Genomic DNA, 22,884 nt, shown 5'->3' with positions numbered 1-22,884 from the left:
GACGGCACGAGGTTTGCGGCGACGGCGTGGACCGCCTCGACGTCAGTTGGCCAGGAAGGCCGCGACGCGGTCCTTGGGCCGGCCGATGATGGCGCGGTCGCCCTTAACGAGGACCGGACGCTGGAGCAGCCGCGGATGGCGCACGAGCACGTCGACCACCTGCTCGCGCGTCGCGACGTCGGCGTCGGTGAGGCCGAGCTCGGCGAAGTGTCCGTCCCGACGGACGAGGTCCGTCGGGGCGTCCTCGAGCTTGTCGAGGAGGTCCTCGAGGGCCGCGGCGTCGAGCGGGTGGCGCAGGTAGTCGACGACGGTGGCCTCGACCGCGGCCTCGTCGAGGCGGTCCATCGCGGCCCGCGAGGTGGAGCAGCGGTTGTTGTGCAGGATCGTCACGTCGTCGGTCATGGGTCCGACCCTAGCCAGAGCCGCCGGAAACCCATGTGCCGGGACCGGGCCGGCCCGCCTACGCTGCCCGGGTGGAGACCACCGACCGCACCGCCGGGGCGAGGCCCGAGCTGTTCGCCCTGTGCATCGCCGCGAACGACCCCGATCGGCTCGCCCGGTTCTGGCAGGGGCTGCTCGGCTGGCCGCGCGCCGAGTCGGGCGGACCGGCACTGGTGCCCGCCGACGACACCGGGTTCCTGCTGCGGTTCCTGCACACCGACGAGCCGAAGACGCGCCGCAACCAGATGCACCTCGACCTGACGAGCGAGTCGCTCGCCGTGCAGGAGGCCACGGTGGCTCGTGCGCTCCGCCTCGGTGGCCGCCACTTCGACGTCGGCCAGCGCGGCGACGAGGGCCACGTCGTCCTCGCCGACCCCGAGGACAACGAGTTCTGCGTCATCGAGCCCGCCAACCGCTTCCTCGCCGACTGCGGGTTCGTCGGGGCCGTGGCGAGCGACGGCACCCGCGCCCTCGGCCTGTTCTGGAGCGAGGCCCTCGGCTGGCCGCTCGTCTGGGACGAGGGCGAGGAGACGGCCGTCCGCTCCCCGCACGGAGGCCCCAAGATCACGTGGGGCGGACCACCCGTCGCCGACAAGACCGGCCCGAACCGCTGGCACCTCGACCTCGTGCCCGCCGACGACGGCGACCAGCACGCCGTCGTCGACCGGCTCGTGTCGCTCGGGGCCCGTCTCACGGACGAGGAAGCGCACGACCCCGGCGCCGTGGTCCTGCTCGACCCGGACGGCAACGAGGTCTGCGTCCTGCCCGCGCGTCCTTGACGGACGCCGGGGGGACGGTCAGTCCGACGCCGGTGGGTCGGTGCGCTTCGCGTCGTCGAGCTGGGCAGCCAGCTGGGCTCGCCACTGGTACAGCTGCTCGAGCGCCTGGAGGCGCACCTCCTCACCCACGGCCGAGGCGGCCGCACGGATGGCCTGGCCGTGCTCGTCCAGGTACCCCTGCAGGGCCTCCTTGACCTCGGTGCCACCCGTCTGGCCGCGCGCGGCGGACTGCAGCACCTCGCGGACCCGCTCGAGGTCGCTCGTGGCCGCCTCGAGCGACTCGGCGGGAACCTGCCCGGAACCGGTCGCGGCGGTGTCGGTCATGTCGGCTGGATGCCGGGACGGGCGACCGGGGTGCCGCCCCCGAGGCCCTGGAGGATCCGGATGAGCGCGTCGATGAGGTTCTGCAGCAGGTTCCCCAGCACCTGGCCCAGGTTCACGCCGTCGAGCAGGCCCGCGACGGCGCACAGCAGGTTGCCCAGCAGGTTGCCTGGGCCGGGAATGGCCGTGATGTCGAGCACGACCTGGTTGAGCTGGACGCGGAGTCCGAGCAGGTTGAGGTCCAGCGGACCGAGCTCGAGGTGAAGGATGGGACAGACGTCGGGTTGTGGAGGTGGTTGTGTCATGACGACTCCGGTCGAATGGTGCGAAGGTCGCTTTTCTCCGAACGGCCTACCGTCGAGTGTCGGCCCGGGTCCCGCGGATGCGCAATACCCCCTCGAAAAGCCCAGCCACGACAGGCCGTTCCGCTCGCCCACCCCGGCGCAGCGGGGTCAGACGTTGAAGCGGAACTCCACGACGTCGCCGTCCTGCATGACGTAGTCCTTGCCCTCCATGCGCACCTTGCCCGCGGCCTTCGCGGCCGCCATCGAGCCGGCGTCCACGAGGTCACCGAACCCGACGATCTCGGCCTTGATGAAGCCACGCTGGAAGTCGGTGTGGATGACGCCCGCGGCCATCGGGGCGGTCCAGCCCTTGCCGATCGTCCAGGCGCGCGACTCCTTGGGCCCGGCCGTGAGGTAGGTCTGCAGGCCCAGGGTGTGGAAGCCGGTACGCGCCAGCTGGTCGAGTCCCGACTCCTCTGCCCCGAAGCTCTGCAGCAGCTCGAGGGCCTCGTCGGCCTCCATGTCCATGAGGTCCATCTCGAGCTTGGCGTTGAGGAAGACGGCGTCGGCCGGGGCCGCGAGGTCCCGGAGCGACGCGTGCAGCTCGGTGTCGGCCAGCTGGTCCTCGTCGAGGTTGAAGACGTAGATGAAGGGCTTGGTCGTCAGCAGGCCGAGCTGCTTGGCCTCGGCGAGGTCGACCCCGGCGGCCGGGCCCGCGGCGAACAGGGTGTGCCCCTCCTCGAGAACCTTCTGCGCGGCCTGGGCCAGCTCGAGCGCGGCCTTCCGGTCCTTGTTGACCCGGGCCTCCTTCTCGAGGCGCGGCACCGCCTTCTCGAGCGTCTGGAGGTCGGCGAGGATCAGCTCGGTGTGGATCGTCTCGATGTCGCCGGCCGGGCTGATCTTGCCGTCGACGTGGACGACGTCGGCGTCCTCGAAGGCGCGCACGACCTGGCAGATGGCGTCGGCCTCGCGGATGTTGGCGAGGAACTTGTTGCCGAGACCCTCACCCTCGGACGCGCCGCGCACGATGCCGGCGATGTCGACGAAGCTGACGGTGGCCGGGAGGATCTTCTCGGAGCCGAAGAGCGACGCGAGCACCGTCAGGCGCGCATCGGGCAGCGGCACGACGCCGACGTTGGGCTCGATCGTCGCGAACGGGTAGTTCGCGGCGAGCACGTTGTTCTTGGTCAGCGCGTTGAAGAGCGTCGACTTGCCGACGTTGGGGAGACCGACGATTCCGATGGTGAGTGCCACGAGGACAGGAGTTTAGTGCCGCAGGACGAGCGCCCCGACCACGCACCGACGGCCGCGGCCCTCCGGAGGGTCCGCGCCGACGTCGGGGGCGGGCTGCCTCACCCGTCGGTCGGTGCGGGCCGGACGCCGCAGAGCTGACGCGACTGCGCGACGAGGGCGCCGGTGGAGTCCCAGATCGTCGCGTCCTCCTCCATCATCCCGCCACCGAGGTTCTCGCTCGAGAGCGCGACGCGCAGCCAGCCGGGCGCGGGTCGGCGGCGGACGTGCCCGGTGAACTCCAGCGTCGGGGTCCACCCGAAGAGCCCGAGGTCGAAGGCGACCGGGGGCAGGGCGTCGAGGGCGAGCAGGAGCATCGTCGTGTCCGGGTCACGTCCGTCGCGCAGGCGCAGCCATCCGCGCATGACGCCCTGCATCGAGGGACGCCCGAGTGCCCAGCCGGCCGTCGCCGGGTCGAGCCGCAGGTCGAGGCGCTCGAGGAACCGGGCGTTCGCGAGGAAGTCCGGCGGCGCCTGGTCCGCGCCGAGGCACTGCTCCGGCGGCGGCATGTCGGGCACGACGGACTGGCGCTGCACCTCGACCTCGTCGAGGTTGCCGAACGAGGCGATGGCGCGCATCCGCTCCACCGGGGGGCCGTCGGGCGAGGGCTGCACGATGCTCACCAGCCCCGTCGAGAGGGCGCGTCCGCACCGCATGACCTCGGTCGTCGCCGTGAACGGCCCGCGCTGCGAGGCGGTCAGGAAGTACGCCGAGACGACGACCGGGTCGACGTGACGCGTCGCCTCGGCGGGGTCGGCGGCCAGGTGCTGCCCCAGGGCCGTCAGGGCCGTCGCCATGACCAGCCCCCCGTTGACGGCGTTGCCGATCATCCAGGCCTCGGAGAAGCTGCCGGTCCGGGCGTCGGGCCCCGGCCCGGGCTGCAGGCGGACGGCGTCGTCGTACTCGCTCACGGCGACTGTCTAGCAGACGCGTCCCACACATCGCACCGGGCGGGGCGTGCCGCGGGCCACACCGGGACAAGGGGTGTGTAATGGACACTCCCCTGATCTCCGCACGGACGCAGTCACCCACTGGAACGACCGAAGGACGACTCATGGCTGGATCCCTCCGGCGCGGTGGCGGCCTGGCTGCCGCGGCCCTCGTCACCACCCTCGCTCTCGCCGCCACGGCACCGGCCGCCTCCGGTGCGACGCCCGAACGTCCGGAGCGGCCCCCGGCTGCGGCACCGTCCGTCGCCACCGCGTCGACGCCACGCTCCGGGTCGCTCGGTCGGGGCCCCTCCCTCGCTGCCCTCGCCGTCGCCGCGACCACCGACCCGATCCGCGCCACCGCCCGGCCCGTGACGGCGGCCGACGTCCGTTACACCTGGCGGTCGGGCTGCCCCGTGGGGCCCAGCCGGCTGCGCGTCGTCGAGATGAACTTCCGGGCCTACGACGGCACGATCCGCCGCGGCATGCTCATCGTCCGGTGGGACAAGGTCGGCCAGACCGCGGCCATCTTCCGCGCCGCCTACCTCGCCGGGTTCAAGATCCGCCGGATGGACAACCCGAACCGGTGGTACGGCAACGACGAGGAGATGATGAAGGCCGACAACACCTCGGCCTTCAACTGCCGCCGGGTCACGGGCAACAGCTCGCGGATGTCGCCGCACTCCTACGGCACGGCGATTGACGTCAACACGATGCACAACCCGTACAAGGCGGCCAACGGGGTCTGGTACCCGCCGAACGGGGTGCGCTGGATCAACCGCAACCTGCGCGACCCCGGGATGATCTGGGGCTCCTCGACCATCACGAGGCAGGTCATCTCGCGGGGCGGGATCTGGGGCGGCTACTGGTCGTACAAGGACTACCAGCACTTCGAGCTCGGCTGAGGGCGTGGGCTCCCCGGCCCTGTCGGACCTCTCTGGGACGGTGGGGCCATGGAGTCCTCCTCGCTGCTCACCGGCCTCGTGACCGGCCTCGTCGTCGGCCTCGTCGTCGGCGCGCTCGTCGCCTGGCTGGCGGTCCGTTCCTCGCTCGTGTCGCGCACCGCGGCCGCCGAGGCGGCCCGCGACGTCCTGCGCGAGCGCGTCGACGACCTCGAGGCCTCCCGGGCCGAGGACGACGCCACGGCAGCGGTGCTCGCGCCGCTGCGCGAGACGATCGGCCGCGTCGAGCGGCAGGTCGGCGTTCTCGAGCGCGACCGCGCGCAGCAGTTCGGCCAGCTCGGGGAGCGCCTCAGCGAGGTCAGCCGGTCCACCGAGTCGCTGCGCTCCGAGACCGCCACCCTTGCCGGCGCCCTCAACGCCTCGACCGTCCGCGGCGCCTGGGGCGAGGTGCAGCTGCGACGGGTCCTCGAGGTCTCCGGGCTGCTGGCCCGGTGCGACTTCGACGAGCAGGTGACGCGCGTCAGCCGGCACGGCGCCACCGTGCGCCCGGACGCCGTCATCAACCTGCCCGGTGGCCGGCACGTCGTCGTCGACAGCAAGGCCCCGATGGCCCACTTCCTCCAGGCGCACGGCGACACGGTGTCCGAGGTGGAACGCGGCGAGCTGCTCGCCGCCCACGCCACGGCCCTGCGTCGGCACGTCGAGGGCCTCGCCGCGAAGGCGTACTGGACCGCCTTCACCCGCTCCCCCGAGGTCGTCGTCTGCTTCGTGCCCGGCGAGGCGATCCTCGCCACCGCGCTCGCCGACGACCCGGGGCTCTACGAGCACGCGCTGACGCGCAAGGTCGTGCTCGCCACCCCGGGCACGCTCTACGCCGTGCTGCGCACGGTCGGCGCCATCTGGCAGCAGGACGCCCTCGAGCAGAACGCCAGGGAGCTGCTCGCCCTCGGACAGGACCTCTACGCCCGCCTCGCGACCCTCGGAGGTCACGTCACCGGGATGGGGCAGTCGCTGGCCCGCTCCGTCGAGCAGTACAACCGCTTCGTCGGCACGCTCGAGTCACGCGTGCTCGTCACGGCCCGCCGGATGCACGAGCTGCAGCTGGCCACCGAGCGGCCGGCCGAGCTCGTGCCGCTCGAGGCCGCGCCACGCTCGCTGAGCGCCGCCGAGCTGACCGGAAGCACCCCGGACGACGTCGCCGATGCACTCGGTGCGCGCTCGAGCGAGGAGCGGGACGACGCGTTCCTGCGCCGTGAGCGCGACGCGGCGGCCCGACGTCGGGAGGACACCGCCTGACGGCCTCCCCAGGGGCCGATCACCCACGGCCACAGCCGCTTTCGAGGTGCGGAGAGGCGAGATGTCCGGTATGGGGCGATAGTGGACACCCGCGCGGGAGGCACGGACAATACGGCGGCATGGAAGCGGGCGCAGCGTGACCGGCACCGGGGGGCCGGACCCAGACCATCAGGCAGCAGGCACGGGCCGCCGCATCGGCCCCTACGAGCAGAGCCTCATCGACTCACGGCACAAGGTCGAGGCCGCCGTCCGCGAGCGCAGGTGGCGTCAGCGCCGCAACCGGGTGCTCGGCGCCGTGCTCGCCATCGTCCTGGCCGGCGCCGCGGCGGGCGTGTACGCCCTGCTCGTCCGGCGTGACGTCCCGACCAGCCTGCCTGCCATCGCCGCTCGTCCCGTCGCGTGCGCCCACCCGGCGAAGGTCCGCGTCGCAGTCGCCCCGGCCGCCGCGCCCGCCGTCGCCGCCGCGGCCGAGGCCCTGAGCAGGCACCCCGACGGGCCGTGCGCCGCGTACACCTTCGAGCCCGCGGAGCCCTTCGCGGTGGCCGGCTCGCTCGTCGGCGCCGGGCGGCCCGACGCGTGGATCACCGACTCCGACGTCTGGCTCGGGCGGGCCCGCGCGATCTCCGGTGTCACGGCGGCTCCGGGCAGGCCGTTCGCGACGAGCGCCGTCGTCGTCGCGCTGTCCCCTGCCGCCGCCGAGAGGGTCGGTGCCGACCTCTCGTGGGGGGCGGTGCTCGGGGGCGGGACGCCCGTCCGCGTCCCCGACCCCAACCGCTCCACCGTGGGGCGCCTGGCGCTCGGTGCCGCCGCCGCTTCGATGTCGGACGCGGCCCTCGGCACGCTCGTGTCCCGCGCCGCCGAGGACGGCACCGGCTCGGTGTCCCTCGACGGGGTCGACGGTAAGGACCCGGCCGGCGCCGTCGTCACGCAGGCTCAGCTGACGACGTGGAACGCCGCGCACACCGACGCACCGCTCACGCCGGTGGCGCCGAAGGAGGGCGCGGGCCCGGCCGAGTACTCCCTCGTGTCCCTGTCCGACGACGCGGCCAAGAAGCGCCTGGTCAAGGCGCTCGACGACTACCTCCACACGGGGCAGGCGGCACAGGTCCTGCGGGCCGGCGGTTTCCGCACACCGGGTGGCGCGGACCCCGGGACCCCCAGCGGGCTGCGTGGGACGATCACGGTCGGGCCCGCCCCGGCCGAGGCCGCCGTGGCCCGCGCCGCCGCGCTGTGGGACGCGTCGGCCCCCAAGACCCAGGCCCTGCTCGCGGTCGACGTGTCCGGGTCGATGCTCGACCGGACCGAGAGCGGCGCCACGCGCCTGGCCACCGTCCAGCGGGCCACGGTCCGGGCCGCCGCCGCCGTGTCACCGACGACGGTCGCCTCGCTGTGGGTCTACTCGCAGCACATCGGTGACCACGCCGACGACTACCGGCCGCTCGTCGGCTACGGCGGCCTCGGTGAGGGCAGGCGCCTGGCCGCGTTCGACACGTCCGTCGCCGGCCTCGACACCACGGTGGGCGGTGGCCGCGGCCTCTACGACTCGATCGCGGCGGCGTACGCGCAGGCCAGGGGGTACTGGCGTCCGGGGTCCACCAACGCCGTCGTGGTCGTGACCGGTGGCCCGAACGACGACGACTTCGGGCTGAGCCTGCGGCTGCTCCAGAAGCAGCTGGCGGCGCTGCGGGACCCCGCCAAGCCGGTACGGCTCGTCGTGGTCGACATCGGCGGCCGGTCCGACGAGGGGGCGCTCCGGCAGGTCCTGGCCATCACGGGTGGGCAGTACGTCGCGACGAGCTCGCTCGACGACCTCCAGCCCGCCCTGACCTCCGCGCTCGGAGGCTGACACCGACCCTCGGGAGCCGGTGGGCCCCGGCCCGGTCGGCCGTGAGGACGCGTCGCGGAGGCGGGCTCAGTGGAGCGAGCCGGCGTCCTCGAACGCGGCGTCGTGGCGCAGGCTGCCGGCGTCCTCCCCCTTGCGGGCCTTGAGGTCGCGCCGCAGCTCGTTGGGCAGCGCGAAGAGCAGGGACTCCTCCGCCGCGACGACGGCCTCCACCTCGCCGTAGCCCCGCTCGGCGAGCCACGACAGGACGTCGCGCACGAGCACCTCGGGCACGCTCGCGCCCGACGTCACACCGACCGTCGAGACCCCCTCGAGCCACTCCTCCTGGATCTCGTCGGCGTAGTCGACGAGATGACCGGCCCGGGCACCGTGCTCGAGCGCGACCTCGACGAGTCGCACCGAGTTCGAGGAGTTCCGCGAGCCGACGACGATCATGAGGTCGGTGTCCCGGGCCATCTGCTTGACGGCCAGCTGCCGGTTCTGGGTGGCGTAGCAGATGTCGTCGGACGGCGGGCTCTGCAGGGCCGGGAACTTCTCCTTGAGGCGCTTGACCGTCTCCATCGTCTCGTCGACCGACAATGTCGTCTGCGAGAGCCACACCACCTTCTCGGGATCCCGCACGGTGACGTGCTCGACGTCGTCCGGACCGTCGACGAGCGTGATGTGCTCGGGCGCCTCACCGCTCGTCCCGACCACCTCCTCGTGGCCCTCGTGGCCGATGAGGAGGATGTCGAAGTCGTCGCCGGCGAACCGGACGGCCTCGCGGTGCACCTTGGTCACGAGCGGGCACGTGGCGTCGATGGTCTTGAGCCTGCGCGCCCTCGCCTCCTCGTGGACCACGGGGGCCACCCCGTGAGCCGAGAAGACGACGGTGGCACCCTCGGGCACCTCGTCGGTCTCGTCGACGAAGATCGCCCCCCGCTTCTCGAGCGTCGTGACGACGTGCCTGTTGTGCACGATCTGCTTGCGGACGTACACGGGCGGGCCGTACAGCTCGAGAGCCTTCTCGACCGTGACGACGGCTCGGTCGACGCCGGCGCAGTAGCCACGCGGCGCGGCGAGCAGGACCTTCTTCGCGGCATCGGTCATGCGGCCATGCTACGTGCCGGCCGACGCGCCCCCGAAGTCCGCCGGGACCGGGACGTCGGTCGCTGCGCCTATGGTTGCCGTCGTGAGCCTGCCGAACCCGCTGCCGGACAAGGCGGCCGACACCACCGCCGAGCAGCCCTGGCCGGTCCGCGTGCTCAGCCTCAAGATCAGCGACTACGTCGACCGGATGAGCCAGCTGTGGGTCGAGGGGCAGGTCGTGCAGTTCAACCCGCGCGGCGGCACCGCCTACCTGACGCTGCGCGACCCCGACGTCGACATGTCGCTGTCCGTCTCGGTGCCGATGAACGCCGTCAACGCCATGGCCGTGCCGCTGACGCAGGGGGCCCGCGTCGTGCTCCAGGCCAAGCCGACGTTCTGGACCAAGCGCGGCACGCTGCAGCTCGAGGCCCGCCAGATCCGCCCGGTCGGCATCGGCGACCTCCTCGCCCGCGTCGAGATCCTCAAGCGCACCCTCGCCGCCGAGGGCCTGTTCGACACCGACCGCAAGCGCCCCATCCCCTTCCTGCCGCACCGCGTGGGACTCATCACCGGACGCGGCTCGGCGGCCGAACGCGACGTCGTCGAGAACGCCAGGAGGCGGTGGCCCGCCGTGCGGTTCGAGCTTCGCGAGGTGGCCGTGCAGGGGGCCAGCGCCGTGACCGAGGTCGTCGCGGCGCTCCGCGAGCTCGACGCACACCCCGAGGTCGACGTCATCGTCGTGGCGCGCGGCGGTGGCGCGCTCGAGGAGCTGCTGCCGTTCTCGAACGAGGCCATGGTCCGGGCCGTCGCCGAGGCGCGCACCCCGGTCATCAGCGCCATCGGCCACGAGGTGGACCAGCCCCTGCTCGACCTCGTCGCCGACTGGCGGGCCTCCACTCCCACCGACGCCGGCAAGCGGGTCGTGCCCGACGCCGCGCACGAGCGCGGAACCGTCGAGACCGGCCGCGACCGGCTGCGCCGTGCCCTGCTCCGTCGCGTCGAGCACGAGCGCTCCGGGTTGCGGGCCCTCGTGTCCCGACCGGTCATGGCCGACCCGGTCGCCCAGCTGCGCCCGCGCCGCGCCGAGCTGGCCGCCCTCCGCGAGCGGGCGGCGACGCGCCTCGAGGCCCGCCTGCACCGGGCGTCCGACGAGGCCGAGCACCTGCGCCGGCAGGTCGTCGCGCTCTCACCGCAGTCGACCCTCGAGCGGGGCTACGCCGTCGTGCAGCACCGCGACGGCCGCGTCGTCATGGACCGCGACGACGTCGGCGTCGGCGAGCTGCTGCGCGTGCGCGTCGCCCGAGGCGACTTCGGCGTCCGGCCGGTCAGCGTGAAGAAGGCCGCCGGGAAGAGGGCCACCGCGAAGAAGGCGGCACCGGCCCCGGACCCCGAGGGCGGCGTCGGGCCCACACCGTAGGGTGGCCGCCATGGCCGACGCGTCCCCGCCCGACAGCACCGACTTCCCCGACATCGCCGGCATGCGGTACGAGGACGCCCGCGAGGAGCTCGTCACCATCGTCGCGCGGCTCGAGGCCGGTCAGGCCCCGCTCGAGGACTCGATGCGCCTGTGGCGCCGCGGCGAGGCCCTCGCCGCCCACTGCGCGACGTGGCTCGACGGCGCCCAGGCCGAGATCGAGCGGGCCGTCCGTGGTGGCGACCCCGCCGGCCCGTCGGCTCAGGACGGGCCGCTGCACGCCGACGACGCCGTCTTCGACGACGAGTCCTGACCGCTGCCTCTCGACCCCGCGTGCGACCCGCAGGTCAGGGGGTCGTCGCAGGCGCCACCGGCCGCATCGCGGCGACGAACGCCTTCAGCTCGTCCTCGGACGCGTTGCCCGAGGCGACGATCGTCGGCGTGGTCGGAGCCGTCCCGCGCACGACGTAGGCGACCTGGCCGGCGTCGGAGGCGGTGAACCGCTGGAACGACCGTCCCGACACCTGCACGGTGCCGGCGGCCTCGCCGTCGTCCACCGACCGGCGCAGCCAGCCGTCCGTGGGGTTCACGGCCTGCTTGAGGGCGATGTCGGCTCCGGCCGGCGTCGTCCACACCGTCGTGAAGGTCCGGACCTTCTCGGTCCCGGGGGCGTACGTCGCGACGGTCGGCACCCAGCCGGACCCCAGGCCCTGGGGCAGCTCCACGGCCCAGTGCGTCTGGGCCGCGACCTCGCGCGCCTTGTCGAGCGCGTCCACCGCAGGCCGGTCCACGTGGTCGGTCCGGGGAACGATGGCGACGAGGGCGAGGACGAACAGCCCGATGACGAGCATCGAGCGGAGCATGTTCGGCAGCGTGCCCATCGAGTACCGGCTGCGCGGCGGCGCGAGGGCCTCCGTCTGGGAGTCCGTCTGGGAGTCGGTCTGGGAGTCGGCCTGGGACCGGGCGGACGGAACCGACTGTGCCACGGGCCCGCCCGTCGACGCCGCTGCGACGCCCTCGGGCCCGGTCGACGTGACCGGCTGCTCGGGGTGCCCCGGGGGAGGCGGGGAGGTGGACGGCGAGCTCATGCCTCCATGGTCCCCGACCCGTGGACGGCGTCCAAACGCGGGTCGACCCCCCGATAGGCTGGCGCCGACTCGTTCTGCGCCGACGGAGGACCCGATGAGACACAGCCAGCCGGACCGCAACCTCGCCCTCGAGCTGGTGAGGGTCACCGAGGCCGCCGCCATGGCCGGCGGACGGTGGGTCGGCCGCGGCGAGAAGAACAAGGCCGACGGGGCGGCGGTCGAGGCGATGCGCGCGATGATCTCGACGGTCAGCATGCGTGGGGTCGTCGTCATCGGCGAGGGCGAGAAGGACAACGCGCCGATGCTCTTCAACGGCGAGGAGGTCGGCGACGGCACAGGTCCCGAGGTCGACGTCGCCGTGGACCCCATCGACGGGACGACCCTCACCGCCAAGGGCATGAACAACGCCGTCGCGGTCATGGCCGTCGCCAACCGCGGCGCGATGTACGACCCGTCGGCGGTGTTCTACATGGACAAGCTCGCGACCGGTCCCGACGCCGCCGAGGTCGTCGACATCCGCCTGCCCGTCGCGGAGAACATCCGCCGCATCGCCAAGGCCAAGAAGGAGACGCCGGCCGACGTCACGGTCGTCATGCTCGACCGGCCGCGTCACGACCGCCTCGCCCAGGAGATCCGCGACACCGGCGCCCGTATCCGCTACATCGTCGACGGTGACGTCGCCGGCGCCGTCATGGCGGCCCGACCCGGTACGGGTGTCGACCTGCTCCTCGGCATCGGCGGCACGCCCGAGGGGATCATCGCCGCGTGCGCCATCAAGTGCATCGGCGGTGTCATCCAGGGCCGGCTCTGGCCCAAGGACGACGAGGAGCGCCAGAAGGCGCTCGACGCCGGTCACGACCTCGACCGCGTCCTGTCCACCGACGACCTCGTCGTCGGCGAGTGCTTCTTCGTCGCCACGGGCATCACCGACGGTGAGCTGTTGCGGGGAGTTCGCTACGGCGCCAAGTCCGCCCGCACGAACTCCCTCGTCATGCGCTCGCGCAGCGGCACCATCCGCACCATCGACAGCGAGCACCGCTTCGACCGCCCCGGCTGGTTCGGCAGCGCCGACATGGTCGACGCGTGAGCGAGGACGACGTGACCGACCTGCGCACCCTCGTCGTCGGTGAGGCGCTCGTCGACGCCGTGACGACGCCCGACGGCGTGACCTCCGAGCACGTCGGCGGCAGCCCCGCCAACGTCGCGTTCGGCCTGGCAGCCCTCGAGCATCCGGTCGACCTTGCGACGTGGATCGGGCGAGACGCCCGTGGTGAGCGCATCGCCGCCCACTGCGCCGAGCGCGGCATCGCCCTGACCGAGGGCTCGTGCGACGCCGCGGCCACCTCCCTGGCCCATGCGACGCTCGACGCGTCGGGCGCCGCCACCTACGTCTTCGAGCTCGAGTGGCACGTCGCACCGGTCCCGCACCTCGACGGCTACGGCCACGTCCACACCGGGAGCATCGCCGCGGTCATCGAGCCCGGTGGCCACGAGGTCCGGGCCGTGCTCGAGGCCGCGCGGGCCACCGGCGCCACGGTGTCCTACGACCCGAACGCGCGGCCGACGCTCATGGGCGCCCCGGGCGACGCGCGTCGCGCCATCGAGGCCTCCATCGCGCTGGCGGACGTCGTCAAGCTCTCCGACGAGGACGTCGCCTGGCTGTGCCCGGGCGAGCCCCTCGACGAGGTGCTGCGCGCGTGGGGCGACCTCGGCCCGGCCGTCGTCGTCGTGACCCGTGGGGGCCAGGGCGCCGTCGTGCGGGTCAGCGCCACGGGCGAGCAGGTGTCGTTGCCGGCGCCGAGCGTCCGCGTGGTCGACACCGTCGGCGCGGGCGACTCGTTCATGGCCGGTCTCGTGTCCGGGCTCCTCGACGCGGGCCTGCTCGGTGGGGCCGCCGCGGCCGCACGCCTCCGAGCCGCAGGTCTGGCCGAGATCGCCCCGGCGGTCGAGCGGGCCCTGCTCACCGGGGCCCTCACCGTGCAGCGCGCGGGGGCCTTCGCACCGCCGAGATCCGTGCTGCCGTAGGACATTTCGGGCATTCGACAAACGCGGGGCGGTTGGGGCACCATTCTGCGCGAGCCGCCCGGTACCGTTGCTCGGTGGTTCGCCCCGACGCCCCGGCACCGGGGCGTCCTCATGTGAGGAAACCCCGTGTCCCAGCCGACCCCTCCACGTCGCACCGTCGGTCCCTACGAGCAGAGCCTCATGGAGGGCCGCGCGGCCCGAAAAGCGCTCGAGGCGAAGCTCGCCCGCAACCGTCGCAACCGGCGGGTCGCCGCGGTGCTCGGCTTCGTGCTCGTCGTCGCCGGTGCGGGGGCCGGCGGCTGGACGTGGTGGCAGGGCCGTGACCAGGCGCCCGTCGCCGCGCTGACCGGAGCCCCCGGCAAGTCCTGCCCGGAGCGCACGCCCGTCACGCTCTGGGTCTCCGAGGCGGCGCAGCCGGCGGTTCTCGCCCTCGCCAAGGAGTACCAGGCCGACGCCGACTCCCCCTGCGTCGACTTCGTCGTGCGCGGGAAGACCCCGATCGAGGCGATGATCGGCCTCGGCCAGGGCCAGCCGAACCGGCCGGACGGCTGGATCCCGGACTCCCAGCGCTGGGTCGAGCGGGTCAACGAGTCGGCCAGGATCAACGCCAAGGTCGCCAAGCCCTTCGCCAAGAGCCCGCTCGTCATCGCCATGGACCCCACGCGCGCCAGGCAGCTCGACGGGCAGCCGACGTGGCTCGAGCTGGTCGGGTCCGACTCCCCCATCCGGATGAGCGACCCCCGGTCCACGACGGCCGGCATGCTGACGCTCGCCTCGGCGCTGCCCCGACTGGGACCCGAGCAGGGACGCGTCGTCATCCCGAAGCTGGCCAAGGGCGCCGCCGCGTCCATCGACGAGCTCTTCTCGGCCTACAACGCCAACCCGCAGGAGGCTGGGGCCTTCCCGGTGGCCGAGGCCGACCTCATCGACCACAACCGGCTCTACCCCGACCACCGGATGGTGTCGGTGACCCCGAGCGAGGGCACGCCCGCCTTCGAGTTCTCCCTCGTCAACGTCGCCACCGACCCGGTCCGGGCCCAGGCCGTCGAGCTGCTCCGCACCTACCTCATGACGTCTGAGGCCGCCACGATCCTGGCCCGCTACGGCATCCGCTCCAGCGCGGTTCCCGTGACGATGCCCACCCCGTCCGGCAGCGTCGGTGACGTCACGGTCGGGCCGACGCCCGACGCGGCCACGGTGGCCGCGGCGACCGACACGTGGCAGTCGGCGACCACCGACTTCTCCATCCTGTCGGTGTTCGACGTCTCCGGGTCGATGAACGACAGGGTAGGCAACAGCACCCGGGTCGCCATCACGCAGGAGGCGGCCGGGATCGCGCTGTCGGCCCTGCCGAAGACGACCAAGCTCGGGCTGTGGATCTTCTCCATCGACAAGGGTGGTCCCGGTCAGGACTGGCGCGAGCTGGCTCCGATCGGCCGTCTCGACGACGACAGCCACCGGGCCCAGGTCGCCACCGCCGCCGAGACGCTGTCCAAGAACGTCGGCGGCGGCACGGGCCTCTACGACACCATCTGGGCCGCCTACCAGAAGGCGCAGGCCCAGTACGACCCCGACCGCGTCAACGCCGTCGTCATCCTCACCGACGGCCGCAACGACGACCCGAACGGCATCTCGCTCGAGCAGCTCAAGGCCAACCTGCGCTCGGCGAGCGACCCCGACAAGCCCATCGCCATCACGACGATCGGCATCGGGCCCGACGTCGATGCCACGGCCCTGACCGAGGTGTCGAGGATGACCTACTCGGACTTCTACTCGGCACCGACGCCGGCCGACATGACGACCGTCCTCGCACGCGCGCTCTTCGACCACGACTGCAAGAACGGCCGCTGCGTCTGAGAGCCCGGACCGACCCACCCGGCGGTGGTGACGCGGCTGCGCCCGGGACCCCTGAGCGGGGTCCCGGGCGCCGGCGACGACAGGGCTGCGGGGGTCGGCCTCAGCCCTTGACGGCCCCTGAGGTCATGCCGCGGATGAAGTACCGCTGCAGCGAGAGGAAGACGAGGATCGGGACGATGATCGTCACGTATCCGGCTGCAGGGATGAGCTCCCGTCCTGCTCCGGTCTGGCCCTGCAGGCCCTGCAGCGCCACGGTGGCGACGGTGTTGTCGCCACGACCGAGGAAGATCAGCGCCACGAGGAGGTCGTTCCAGACCCAGAGGAACTGGAAGATCGCGAATGACGCCAGTGCGGGCGTCGACATCGGCATGATGAGCCGCCAGAACGTCGTGAAGTGGCTCGCACCGTCGATCTTCGCCGACTCGATCACCGCGGTGGGCAGGCCGGACATGTAGCTGCGCAGGATGTAGACGGCCAACGGCATGCCGAACCCGATGTGCGCCAGCCAGACCGCGATGAAGGTGCCGTTGAGGCCGAGGCCCGAGTAGAGCTTGACCAGGGGGACGAAGGCCACCTGGTTGGGCACGACGAGCAGGCCCACGATGATGACGAAGACGACGTCGCGGCCTTTCCACTGCATGAACGTGAACGCGTACGCCGCGAAGGCTGCGATGAGGATGGGGATGACCGTCGCCGGCAGCGCCACGATGAGGCTGTTGAGGAACGCTTGGGCCATCGGGATGCCGGCCGCGTCCGAGGTCAGGACCGTGCTGTAGTTCTGCACCGTCCACGCCGAGCCGAACGGGTTGAAGAACGCGGTCCACCAGCCCGAGGCGAACTGCTCGTCACGCGGACGGAACGAGTTCACGAGCATCCCGAGGGCCGGGATCATCCACGCGATGCAGAGGACGAGCACTCCGATGCGGACCGGCCAGTTCGCTGACCCCGTGCCGGCACCGGGCTTGCTCTGGCGCAGGAGCTGCGGCTCGTCGGCGGGTGCGCCGGTGCCTGGCTGGAGCGTCGTGGTCATCGTGCTGCCTCCTCGGCCCTGAAGTGGCGGACCTGGTAGATGAGGATCGGGATGACGGCAAGCAGCAGGATCACGACAATGGTGGCCGCGTAGCCGTTGTTGCCCTGCGTGTAGAGCTCGTCGTAGAAGCGCCGTGCGATGACGTCGGTGTCGTAGGCGCCGTTGGTCGTCACGTAGACGACGTCGAACACCTTCATGACACCGATGAGGACCGTGATGAACACCGTGATCACCGTCGGCCAGATCTGAGGGACGATGATGCTGAAGAAGATCCGCCGCTCGCCGGCTCCGTCGATGCGCCCCGCCTCGACGGTGTCCTCGGGGACGCCCTTGATGGCCGCGGAGAGCAGCACCATCGAGTACCCGACCTGGGTCCAGATGAGGATGATCATGAGCAGCAGACTGTTGAAGTGCAGCGTGCTCTGCCCATACCAGAAGACCGGCGCCTTGTTGAACAGGCCCAGGAAGGCGTTGAGCAGCCCGGTCTGCGGAGTGCCTGGCGGCTGGTAGTCGTAGATGGTGCGCCAGATGGTCGCGGCCCCGACCATGCTGATCGCCATCGGCAGGAAGATGAAGGTCTTGGCAGCCTTCTCACCGCGCGGCCTGAGCCGGTCGGCCAGCACGGCCACCCCGAGGCCCAGAACCACGGTCAGGGCCGGGACGATGACGATCCACAGGACGTTGTTGAACAGCACCTGCAGGAACGTCTTGTCGGTCAGGACGTCCCCGTAGTTCTTGAACCCGACGTAGGCCGTGGAGTCCTCGTTGGCGAAGCTGTACTGGATCGTGACGATCGCGGGGTAGATCAGGTACACCGTGATCGCGAGGATCGCGGGCCCGGCGAACATCCACGGTTTGACGCGGTCCTCCCAGCGGCCCTTGAGCGACTCGGCCAGCTTGTTGAGGATCCAGAAGATGATGATGGCGCCGCCGATCCCGCCGATGATCGCGATCACCGCGTTCACGATCTTGATGGCCATGGCACTTCCTCTCTCTGTTGGGAGAATGCGCTGTCGACCGCGGGGGCGACCGGTCGGTCACCCCCGCGGTAAGGCGGCGTCAGCTGCCGGTCTTCGGGAAGCTGTCGTCGATGTTGTTGAGCGTGGTGTCGAGGTCCTGCTGGCCCGAGAGCCACTTGACCGGCTCGGTCCAGAAGGTCCCGGCACCCACCTTGGCCGGCATGGAGTCGGAGCCGTCGAAGCGGGCCGCGGTCGCCTTGTAGAGCACGTTGGTGGCGATCGTCTGCAGGGTCTTGTTCGGCAGCAGCGACACGTCGGCCGTCTTGTGCGGCGAGAAGGCGCCGTTCTTGGCCTGCTGGGTGCCGTTCTCCTTGCTGGCGATGAAGTTGCGCAGCTTGAGCGAGTTCGGGTCGTTGTTGAAGGCTGCGACGATGTCACCGGCGACGAGGACCGGGTTGTCGCCTGCCGTCTTGGCCGGGAAAGGCAGCGGCGCGGTCTCGGTGTCCAGCTTGGAGATCACGGAGTCGGGGAAGCCGCCCTTGTTGGCCACGAACGTCGCCTGCTTGAACAGGTAGCAGCCCGGGGGGTTGCTGAACAGCGCGTTGCCGCCGGTCTGGAAGTTCGTGGCGACGATGGACTTCGTGCCGCCCCGGACGTAGCCGTCGCCGAAGGCGATCTTCTGGAAGTACTCCCATGCCGGCTTGATCTCCGGGCTGTTGAACTTCAGCTCGCCCTTGACCCACTTGTCGTAGTTGTCAGGTCCGGCGATGCGCAGGACGAGGTCCTCGATCCAGTCGGTGATGGGCCACCCCGTCGCCTGCCCGGACTCGGCCGCGATGCACCATGGGGTCTTGCCCTCGGACTTGATCTTCTGGGTCAGCGTGAGCAGGTCGTCCAACGTTGCAGGGGCGCTGAGCCCGGCCGCCTTGAAGGCGGGCGCGTCGGTCCACAGGATGCTCTTGACGCTCACCTCGTTGGGCAGGCCGTAGACCTTCCCGTCCGCGCAGGTGCCGGCCTGGACGAAGCCCGGGACGAGCGTCTCCTTGTCGGTGGCGACGGTCGCGTCGTCGAACGGGACCAGCTTCTTCTGCTTGGCCAGGTCACACATGAGGCCCGGCTGGGGGAAGAGACCGACGTCCGGCGCGTTCCCACCCTGGACCCTGGTGCGGATCTCGGTGTCCCATGATGCCGATTTGGTGAACTTCACGGTGATCTTGTTCTGCGCCGCCCAAGCAGACACGTCGGCCTTGAAGCCCGGCTCGGTGTCCGGTCCGAGGCCGTACATGACCTCGATCGTGCTCTTGCCCGGGCCGCTGGCGGGACCGGCGTTGGGCCCGGAGCCCGAGTTCGACGACAGGCAGCCTGAGGCGAGGCCCGCGACGGTGATGCCGATCAGGGCGGTGAGCCCTGCCTTTCGGTTCAACATTCCTGCTCCTTCTCGGAAGGCTTGGGGGCGTCATCGGCCCCACGCTGACCGGCCGCGCTGGAGACCGGTGTTCCACAGGATTCCGGCGTGACCACCGGCTGGCTGACGGGGCCACAGCCCCATCCGTCCGTCCCTCTCACCCAACACCACAACAGTGACGTGCGCCACAACTGTCAACACTTCTTGCCGAAGTGTTACGCAGCCGCACGTCGCCCGTGCCACGCGGAGGATGTCGGCCCACGCCCGGCACGTACCCGCTCGGACGGGTCCGACAGCAGCGGAACCCGCCACACCCGACCCCAGCCCGCTGCGGTGACACCCCCCGACGGCTCCCCGTGCCCCCGCGCTACCGTGGTGCCGCCGGAGTCCGCCCGCACGAGGCCGGTGGGCGGCCGGGTGCACAGGAGAAAGAGTGAGCGACTTCCAGTACGAGGACCTGCTTCCCATCGGCGCGGACGAGACGCCGTACCGCCTCCTCACCACCGAGGGAGTGCGCACCGTCGAGGGACCCGGTGGCCGGACCTTCCTCGAGGTCGAGCCCGAGGCCCTGCGCCTGCTCACCGAGACCGCGATGCACGACATCGCCCACTACCTGCGCCCGGCCCACCTGCAGCAGCTGCGCAGCATCCTCGATGACCCCGAGGCGAGCAACAACGACAGGTTCGTCGCCCTCGACCTGCTCAAGAACGCCAACATCGCGGCGGGTGGTGTGCTGCCGATGTGCCAGGACACCGGCACGGCGATCGTCATGGGCAAGCGTGGCCAGCACGTCCTCACGCCCGGCACCGACGAGCGCGCCGTCGCCGAGGGCGTCCGCGACGCGTACACGCGTCTCAACCTGCGCTACTCGCAGATGGCGCCGCTGACCATGTGGGAGGAGAGGAACACCGGCTCGAACCTCCCCGCGCAGATCGAGCTCTACGCCGACACCGCCGTGGGCCACGAGACCTCGTACAAGTTCCTCTTCATGGCCAAGGGCGGCGGCTCGGCGAACAAGAGCTTCCTCTACCAGGAGACCAAGGCGATCCTCAACGAGGAGGCCATGATGCGCTTCCTCGACGTAAAGCTCCGGTCGCTCGGCACCGCCGCGTGCCCGCCGTACCACCTGGCCATCGTCATCGGCGGGACGAGCGCCGAGTTCGCCCTGAAGACAGCCAAGTACGCGTCGGCCAAGTACCTCGACACCCTGCCCAAGCAGGGCTCCATGACGGCCCACGCCTTCCGCGACACCGAGCTCGAGGAGAAGGTGCTCGAGCTGACCCGGCAGTTCGGCATCGGTGCCCAGTTCGGCGGCAAGTACTTCTGCCACGACGTCCGCGTCGTGCGCCTGCCCCGCCACGGTGCGAGCCTGCCGGTGGCCATCGCCGTCTCCTGCTCGGCAGACCGTCAGTGCCTCGGCAGGATCACGCCCGAGGGGGTCTTCATCGAGCAGCTCGAGACCGACCCGGCGCGCTTCCTGCCCGACGCCGGATCGGTGGACCTCGGCGACCACGAGGACGACGCGGTCGGGGTCAGCTCGACCAGCCGCAACGTCGTCGTCAAGGTCGACCTCAACCAGCCCATGGACGACATCCTCGCCGAGCTGTCGAGGCACCCGGTCAAGACGCGGCTGTCGCTGACCGGCCCACTCGTCGTCGCGCGCGACATCGCGCACGCCAAGATCAAGGAACGCCTCGACGCGGGCGAGCCGATGCCGCAGTACCTCAAGGACCACCCGGTGTACTACGCGGGACCGGCCAAGACGCCCGAGGGCATGCCGTCGGGCTCCTTCGGACCGACGACGGCCGGCCGGATGGACTCCTACGTCGACCAGTTCCAGGCGGCCGGCGGCAGCAAGGTCATGCTCGCCAAGGGCAACCGCAGCACGCAGGTCACCGACGCGTGCGCCGCGCACGGCGGCTTCTACCTCGGCTCGATCGGCGGCCCCGCGGCCCGGCTCGCCCAGGACTGCATCAAGCACGTCGAGGTCCTCGAGTACGAGGAGCTCGGCATGGAGGCCGTCTGGAAGATCGACGTCGAGGACTTCCCGGCCTTCATCGTCGTCGACGACAAGGGCAACGACTTCTTCGCCGAGGTGAGCAAGCCGGTGGCCTTCACCATCGGCAGGCGGCCCGGACTCGAGTGAACGAGGAGACAACGACAGTGACCCAGAACGCTTCCGCCCCAGCCGGTTTCGAGGACCTCGTCGCAGCCAACCGTGACTACGCGGCCCGGTTCGAGATGGCCGGTTTCGACGGCATCGCCCGGGCAGGCGTCGCCATCGTCACGTGCATGGACTCGCGCATCGACCCCCTGGGGCTCGTCGGCCTCAAGCCCGGCGACGCGAAGATCTTCCGCAACCCCGGCGGCCGCGTGGCCTCCGAGGCCCTCGAGGCGCTCGTCCTCGCCACCCACCTGCTCAACGTCGACCGCATCCTCGTCGTCCCCCACACCCGGTGCGCCATGGCGTCCAACAGCGAGGCCGAGCTGCGCGAGCGCGTCGGTGAGAGCGCGGGCAAGGACGCGTCGTGGATGGTCTTCCACGCCATCGCCGACCAGGAGCGCGCCCTGCGAGAGGACCTCGCCAAGGTCCGCTCGCACCCGCTCATCGCCGAGGGCACGCAGGTGGCGGGCTTCGTCTACGACGTCGACACCGGCCTGCTGCGCCACGTCGACTGACCCTCAACGCAGGCTCCCGGCCGCGGGCGCCCCGCGCGTGCTCCACACGTGCTCGGCCACCGACAGCGCGAGGACGAGCCCGGTCCCGGCCACCGACAGCCCGATGGAGGGCGACACCAGCGCCACGGCCAGCGTCAGGGCGGCGACGACGGCCGCGAGGCGCAGCTGACCGCGGTCACCGTCGACGACGCTGTGCAGCGCCCCCAGGACGAGCACGTACAGCGAGACCGCGACCGCGAGCGCCACGGCGACGAACCGGACGCTCGCATGGGACTCCTGGGTCGCGACGTCCACGGACGCCGCGAGCGCGGCTCCCGTGCCCGCCACCGACACGAAGACGAGGTAGTGCCCGTAGCCGGCGGTGAGGTTGTGCCGGAACGGCCCCTCGAACAGCTCGAGGTGGTCGCGCTTGAAGTAGATCCACCACAGCGCGTAGACGATGAGCAGGCCACCGACGACGACGCCGGCGAGGTCGAGCCCCACCCCGTGCCCCAGCGCGCCCGCCACCGCCTGCACCGCGGCGAGGACGACCTCGCCGAGCACGATGATGGTGAACAGCGCGTACCGCTCGGTGATGTGGTGCGGGTGGAAGGGCGTGCGGACGCGTCGCTCGGCCACGACCGGCACGAGGAGCTCGAGCACGACGAGCACGAGGAAGGTCACGTACAGCACCACCTCGCCGTCGAGCAGGAGGCGCAGGATCCACAGCACCTGCACGAGCGCGATGCAGACGGCGTAGCGCAGGGCCGTGCCGCGGCCGTCCGGGTCGCCGTGCGCGGCCCGCAGCCACAGGCCGACCATGGCGAACCGCATCACCGCGTAGCCGGAGACGGCCAGTCCGGACTGGCCGTCGTCGAAGAGGTCGCCGATGCCGGCTGCCAGCATGAGCGAGCCGGTCATGATGACGAACGTCAGCAGCCGGTAGGACACGTCGTCGCAGTCGTAGGCCGACGCGAACCACGTGTAGTTCATCCACGCCCACCAGATGGCGAAGAAGACGAGGAGGAACTTGAGCAGGTCGGCGGTGTGGCCCTCGCTGAGGCCGTGGTGCAGCTCGGCTCCGTTGGAGGCGATCGCGACGACGAAGACGAGGTCGAAGAACAGCTCGAGCGGCGACGCGACGCGGTGCTGCTCCTGCGGGTCCCTCGGACGCATCCGGCGATGCAGCGGGACGACGGAGATCGGGCTCACCCGCCGAGTGTGCCAGCGTCCGTCACCGGCCGCCGGGCCGCCCGGCCGCGGGCTGCCCGGCCGCGGGCTGCCCGGCCGCGGGC

22 protein-coding genes are annotated in these 22,884 nt (G+C 71.6%); 11 read left to right on the top strand and 11 right to left on the bottom strand.

Annotated elements, in window-relative coordinates; translation table 11 throughout:
• Positions 1 to 42 precede the first annotated feature (42 nt).
• Entirely contained in the window at positions 43 to 402 is a 360-nt protein-coding gene (locus AC1VM9_RS12930; RefSeq protein ID WP_483122935.1) for an arsenate reductase family protein, read from the bottom strand.
• A 71-nt stretch (positions 403 to 473) separates the two neighbouring features.
• Here AC1VM9_RS12930 and AC1VM9_RS12925 point away from each other — a divergent pair, with 71 nt between their 5' ends.
• Entirely contained in the window at positions 474 to 1,220 is a 747-nt protein-coding gene (locus tag AC1VM9_RS12925; protein ID WP_483122934.1) for a VOC family protein, read from the top strand.
• A gap of 18 nt (positions 1,221 to 1,238) precedes the next feature.
• On the opposite strand, the gene AC1VM9_RS12920 is transcribed toward AC1VM9_RS12925, so the two are convergent.
• From AC1VM9_RS12920 to AC1VM9_RS12905, 4 genes are all read right to left on the bottom strand, one after another.
• Complete coding sequence (locus AC1VM9_RS12920; RefSeq protein ID WP_481342391.1) at positions 1,239 to 1,544, bottom strand: hypothetical protein; 306 nt, start codon at positions 1,542 to 1,544, stop codon at positions 1,239 to 1,241.
• On the bottom strand, positions 1,541 to 1,846 hold the full coding sequence (locus AC1VM9_RS12915; RefSeq protein WP_481342390.1) for a hypothetical protein: 306 nt from the start codon (positions 1,844 to 1,846) through the stop codon (positions 1,541 to 1,543). Before AC1VM9_RS12915 ends, AC1VM9_RS12920 begins: the two co-directional genes overlap by 4 nt.
• 147 nt (positions 1,847 to 1,993) lie before the next feature.
• The gene (gene ychF / locus AC1VM9_RS12910) at positions 1,994 to 3,079 is read right to left on the bottom strand and encodes a redox-regulated ATPase YchF (RefSeq protein WP_481342389.1); all 1,086 of its coding nucleotides are present in this window, start codon (positions 3,077 to 3,079) and stop codon (positions 1,994 to 1,996) included.
• Between the two features lie 98 nt (positions 3,080 to 3,177).
• Positions 3,178 to 4,026, bottom strand: a complete 849-nt coding sequence (locus tag AC1VM9_RS12905; RefSeq protein ID WP_483122933.1) for a thioesterase family protein — start codon at positions 4,024 to 4,026, stop codon at positions 3,178 to 3,180.
• 143 nt (positions 4,027 to 4,169) lie between these two features.
• Between AC1VM9_RS12905 and AC1VM9_RS12900 the strand changes: the two genes are divergently transcribed.
• The 3 genes from AC1VM9_RS12900 to AC1VM9_RS12890 all read left to right on the top strand — a co-directional run bounded on the left by AC1VM9_RS12900 (position 4,170) and on the right by AC1VM9_RS12890 (position 8,088).
• On the top strand, positions 4,170 to 4,949 hold the full coding sequence (locus tag AC1VM9_RS12900) for a M15 family metallopeptidase (protein WP_483122931.1): 780 nt from the start codon (positions 4,170 to 4,172) through the stop codon (positions 4,947 to 4,949).
• A 48-nt stretch (positions 4,950 to 4,997) separates the two neighbouring features.
• On the top strand, positions 4,998 to 6,242 hold the full coding sequence (locus tag AC1VM9_RS12895; RefSeq protein ID WP_483122930.1) for a DNA recombination protein RmuC: 1,245 nt from the start codon (positions 4,998 to 5,000) through the stop codon (positions 6,240 to 6,242).
• Between the two features lie 136 nt (positions 6,243 to 6,378).
• Positions 6,379 to 8,088, top strand: a complete 1,710-nt coding sequence (locus AC1VM9_RS12890; RefSeq protein ID WP_483122929.1) for a substrate-binding domain-containing protein — start codon at positions 6,379 to 6,381, stop codon at positions 8,086 to 8,088.
• Positions 8,089 to 8,154: 66 nt separating this feature from the next.
• Here AC1VM9_RS12890 and AC1VM9_RS12885 read toward each other — a convergent pair whose 3' ends face one another.
• Positions 8,155 to 9,174 carry a 4-hydroxy-3-methylbut-2-enyl diphosphate reductase gene (locus AC1VM9_RS12885; protein WP_483122927.1) on the bottom strand — a complete coding sequence of 340 codons (1,020 nt, stop codon included), beginning with the start codon at positions 9,172 to 9,174 and terminating at the stop codon, positions 8,155 to 8,157.
• A 70-nt stretch (positions 9,175 to 9,244) separates the two neighbouring features.
• On the opposite strand from AC1VM9_RS12885, the gene xseA reads away from it, so the two are divergent.
• Together xseA and AC1VM9_RS12875 are read left to right on the top strand one after the other, a co-directional pair.
• The gene (gene xseA, locus AC1VM9_RS12880) at positions 9,245 to 10,570 is read left to right on the top strand and encodes an exodeoxyribonuclease VII large subunit (protein WP_483122926.1); all 1,326 of its coding nucleotides are present in this window, start codon (positions 9,245 to 9,247) and stop codon (positions 10,568 to 10,570) included.
• Positions 10,571 to 10,580: 10 nt separating this feature from the next.
• Positions 10,581 to 10,880 (top strand): exodeoxyribonuclease VII small subunit, encoded by a 300-nt coding sequence (locus tag AC1VM9_RS12875; protein WP_481342383.1) that lies wholly within the window; start codon positions 10,581 to 10,583, stop codon positions 10,878 to 10,880.
• A 34-nt stretch (positions 10,881 to 10,914) separates the two neighbouring features.
• On the opposite strand, the gene AC1VM9_RS12870 is transcribed toward AC1VM9_RS12875, so the two are convergent.
• Positions 10,915 to 11,655, bottom strand: coding sequence for a DUF4245 domain-containing protein (locus tag AC1VM9_RS12870; protein ID WP_483122925.1), 741 nt, complete (start codon positions 11,653 to 11,655; stop codon positions 10,915 to 10,917).
• A 94-nt stretch (positions 11,656 to 11,749) separates the two neighbouring features.
• Between AC1VM9_RS12870 and glpX the strand changes: the two genes are divergently transcribed.
• The 3 genes from glpX (at position 11,750) to AC1VM9_RS12855 (ending at position 15,537) form a co-directional block, all read left to right on the top strand.
• Positions 11,750 to 12,742: a class II fructose-bisphosphatase gene (gene glpX / locus AC1VM9_RS12865; protein ID WP_481342380.1), complete on the top strand. Its 993-nt coding sequence runs from the start codon at positions 11,750 to 11,752 to the stop codon at positions 12,740 to 12,742.
• On the top strand, positions 12,739 to 13,680 hold the full coding sequence (locus AC1VM9_RS12860) for a carbohydrate kinase family protein (RefSeq protein ID WP_481342379.1): 942 nt from the start codon (positions 12,739 to 12,741) through the stop codon (positions 13,678 to 13,680). Before glpX ends, AC1VM9_RS12860 begins: the two co-directional genes overlap by 4 nt.
• A gap of 126 nt (positions 13,681 to 13,806) precedes the next feature.
• Positions 13,807 to 15,537 (top strand): substrate-binding and VWA domain-containing protein, encoded by a 1,731-nt coding sequence (locus AC1VM9_RS12855; protein WP_483122923.1) that lies wholly within the window; start codon positions 13,807 to 13,809, stop codon positions 15,535 to 15,537.
• A gap of 100 nt (positions 15,538 to 15,637) precedes the next feature.
• Here the strand turns inward: AC1VM9_RS12855 and AC1VM9_RS12850 are convergent, their stop codons facing one another.
• The 3 genes from AC1VM9_RS12850 to AC1VM9_RS12840 form a co-directional block, all read right to left on the bottom strand.
• Positions 15,638 to 16,567, bottom strand: a complete 930-nt coding sequence (locus AC1VM9_RS12850; RefSeq protein ID WP_481341625.1) for a carbohydrate ABC transporter permease — start codon at positions 16,565 to 16,567, stop codon at positions 15,638 to 15,640.
• On the bottom strand, positions 16,564 to 17,547 hold the full coding sequence (locus AC1VM9_RS12845) for a carbohydrate ABC transporter permease (protein ID WP_481341624.1): 984 nt from the start codon (positions 17,545 to 17,547) through the stop codon (positions 16,564 to 16,566). Before AC1VM9_RS12845 ends, AC1VM9_RS12850 begins: the two co-directional genes overlap by 4 nt.
• Positions 17,548 to 17,626: 79 nt before the next feature.
• Positions 17,627 to 18,952, bottom strand: coding sequence for an ABC transporter substrate-binding protein (locus tag AC1VM9_RS12840; protein ID WP_481341623.1), 1,326 nt, complete (start codon positions 18,950 to 18,952; stop codon positions 17,627 to 17,629).
• Positions 18,953 to 19,364: 412 nt separating this feature from the next.
• Here AC1VM9_RS12840 and AC1VM9_RS12835 point away from each other — a divergent pair, with 412 nt between their 5' ends.
• Positions 19,365 to 21,077, top strand: a complete 1,713-nt coding sequence (locus AC1VM9_RS12835; RefSeq protein ID WP_483122922.1) for a fumarate hydratase — start codon at positions 19,365 to 19,367, stop codon at positions 21,075 to 21,077.
• Positions 21,078 to 21,094: 17 nt separating this feature from the next.
• On the top strand, positions 21,095 to 21,610 hold the full coding sequence (locus tag AC1VM9_RS12830) for a beta-class carbonic anhydrase (protein WP_481341621.1): 516 nt from the start codon (positions 21,095 to 21,097) through the stop codon (positions 21,608 to 21,610).
• A gap of 3 nt (positions 21,611 to 21,613) precedes the next feature.
• Here AC1VM9_RS12830 and AC1VM9_RS12825 read toward each other — a convergent pair whose 3' ends face one another.
• Entirely contained in the window at positions 21,614 to 22,801 is a 1,188-nt protein-coding gene (locus AC1VM9_RS12825) for a low temperature requirement protein A (protein WP_483122920.1), read from the bottom strand.
• Positions 22,802 to 22,884: the final 83 nt, after the last annotated feature.

This window comes from Monashia sp. HAY1-11D, assembly GCF_056868035.1.
Note: the sequence above shows the minus strand (reverse complement) of the source record. Positions and strands in the feature narration are given on the sequence as shown.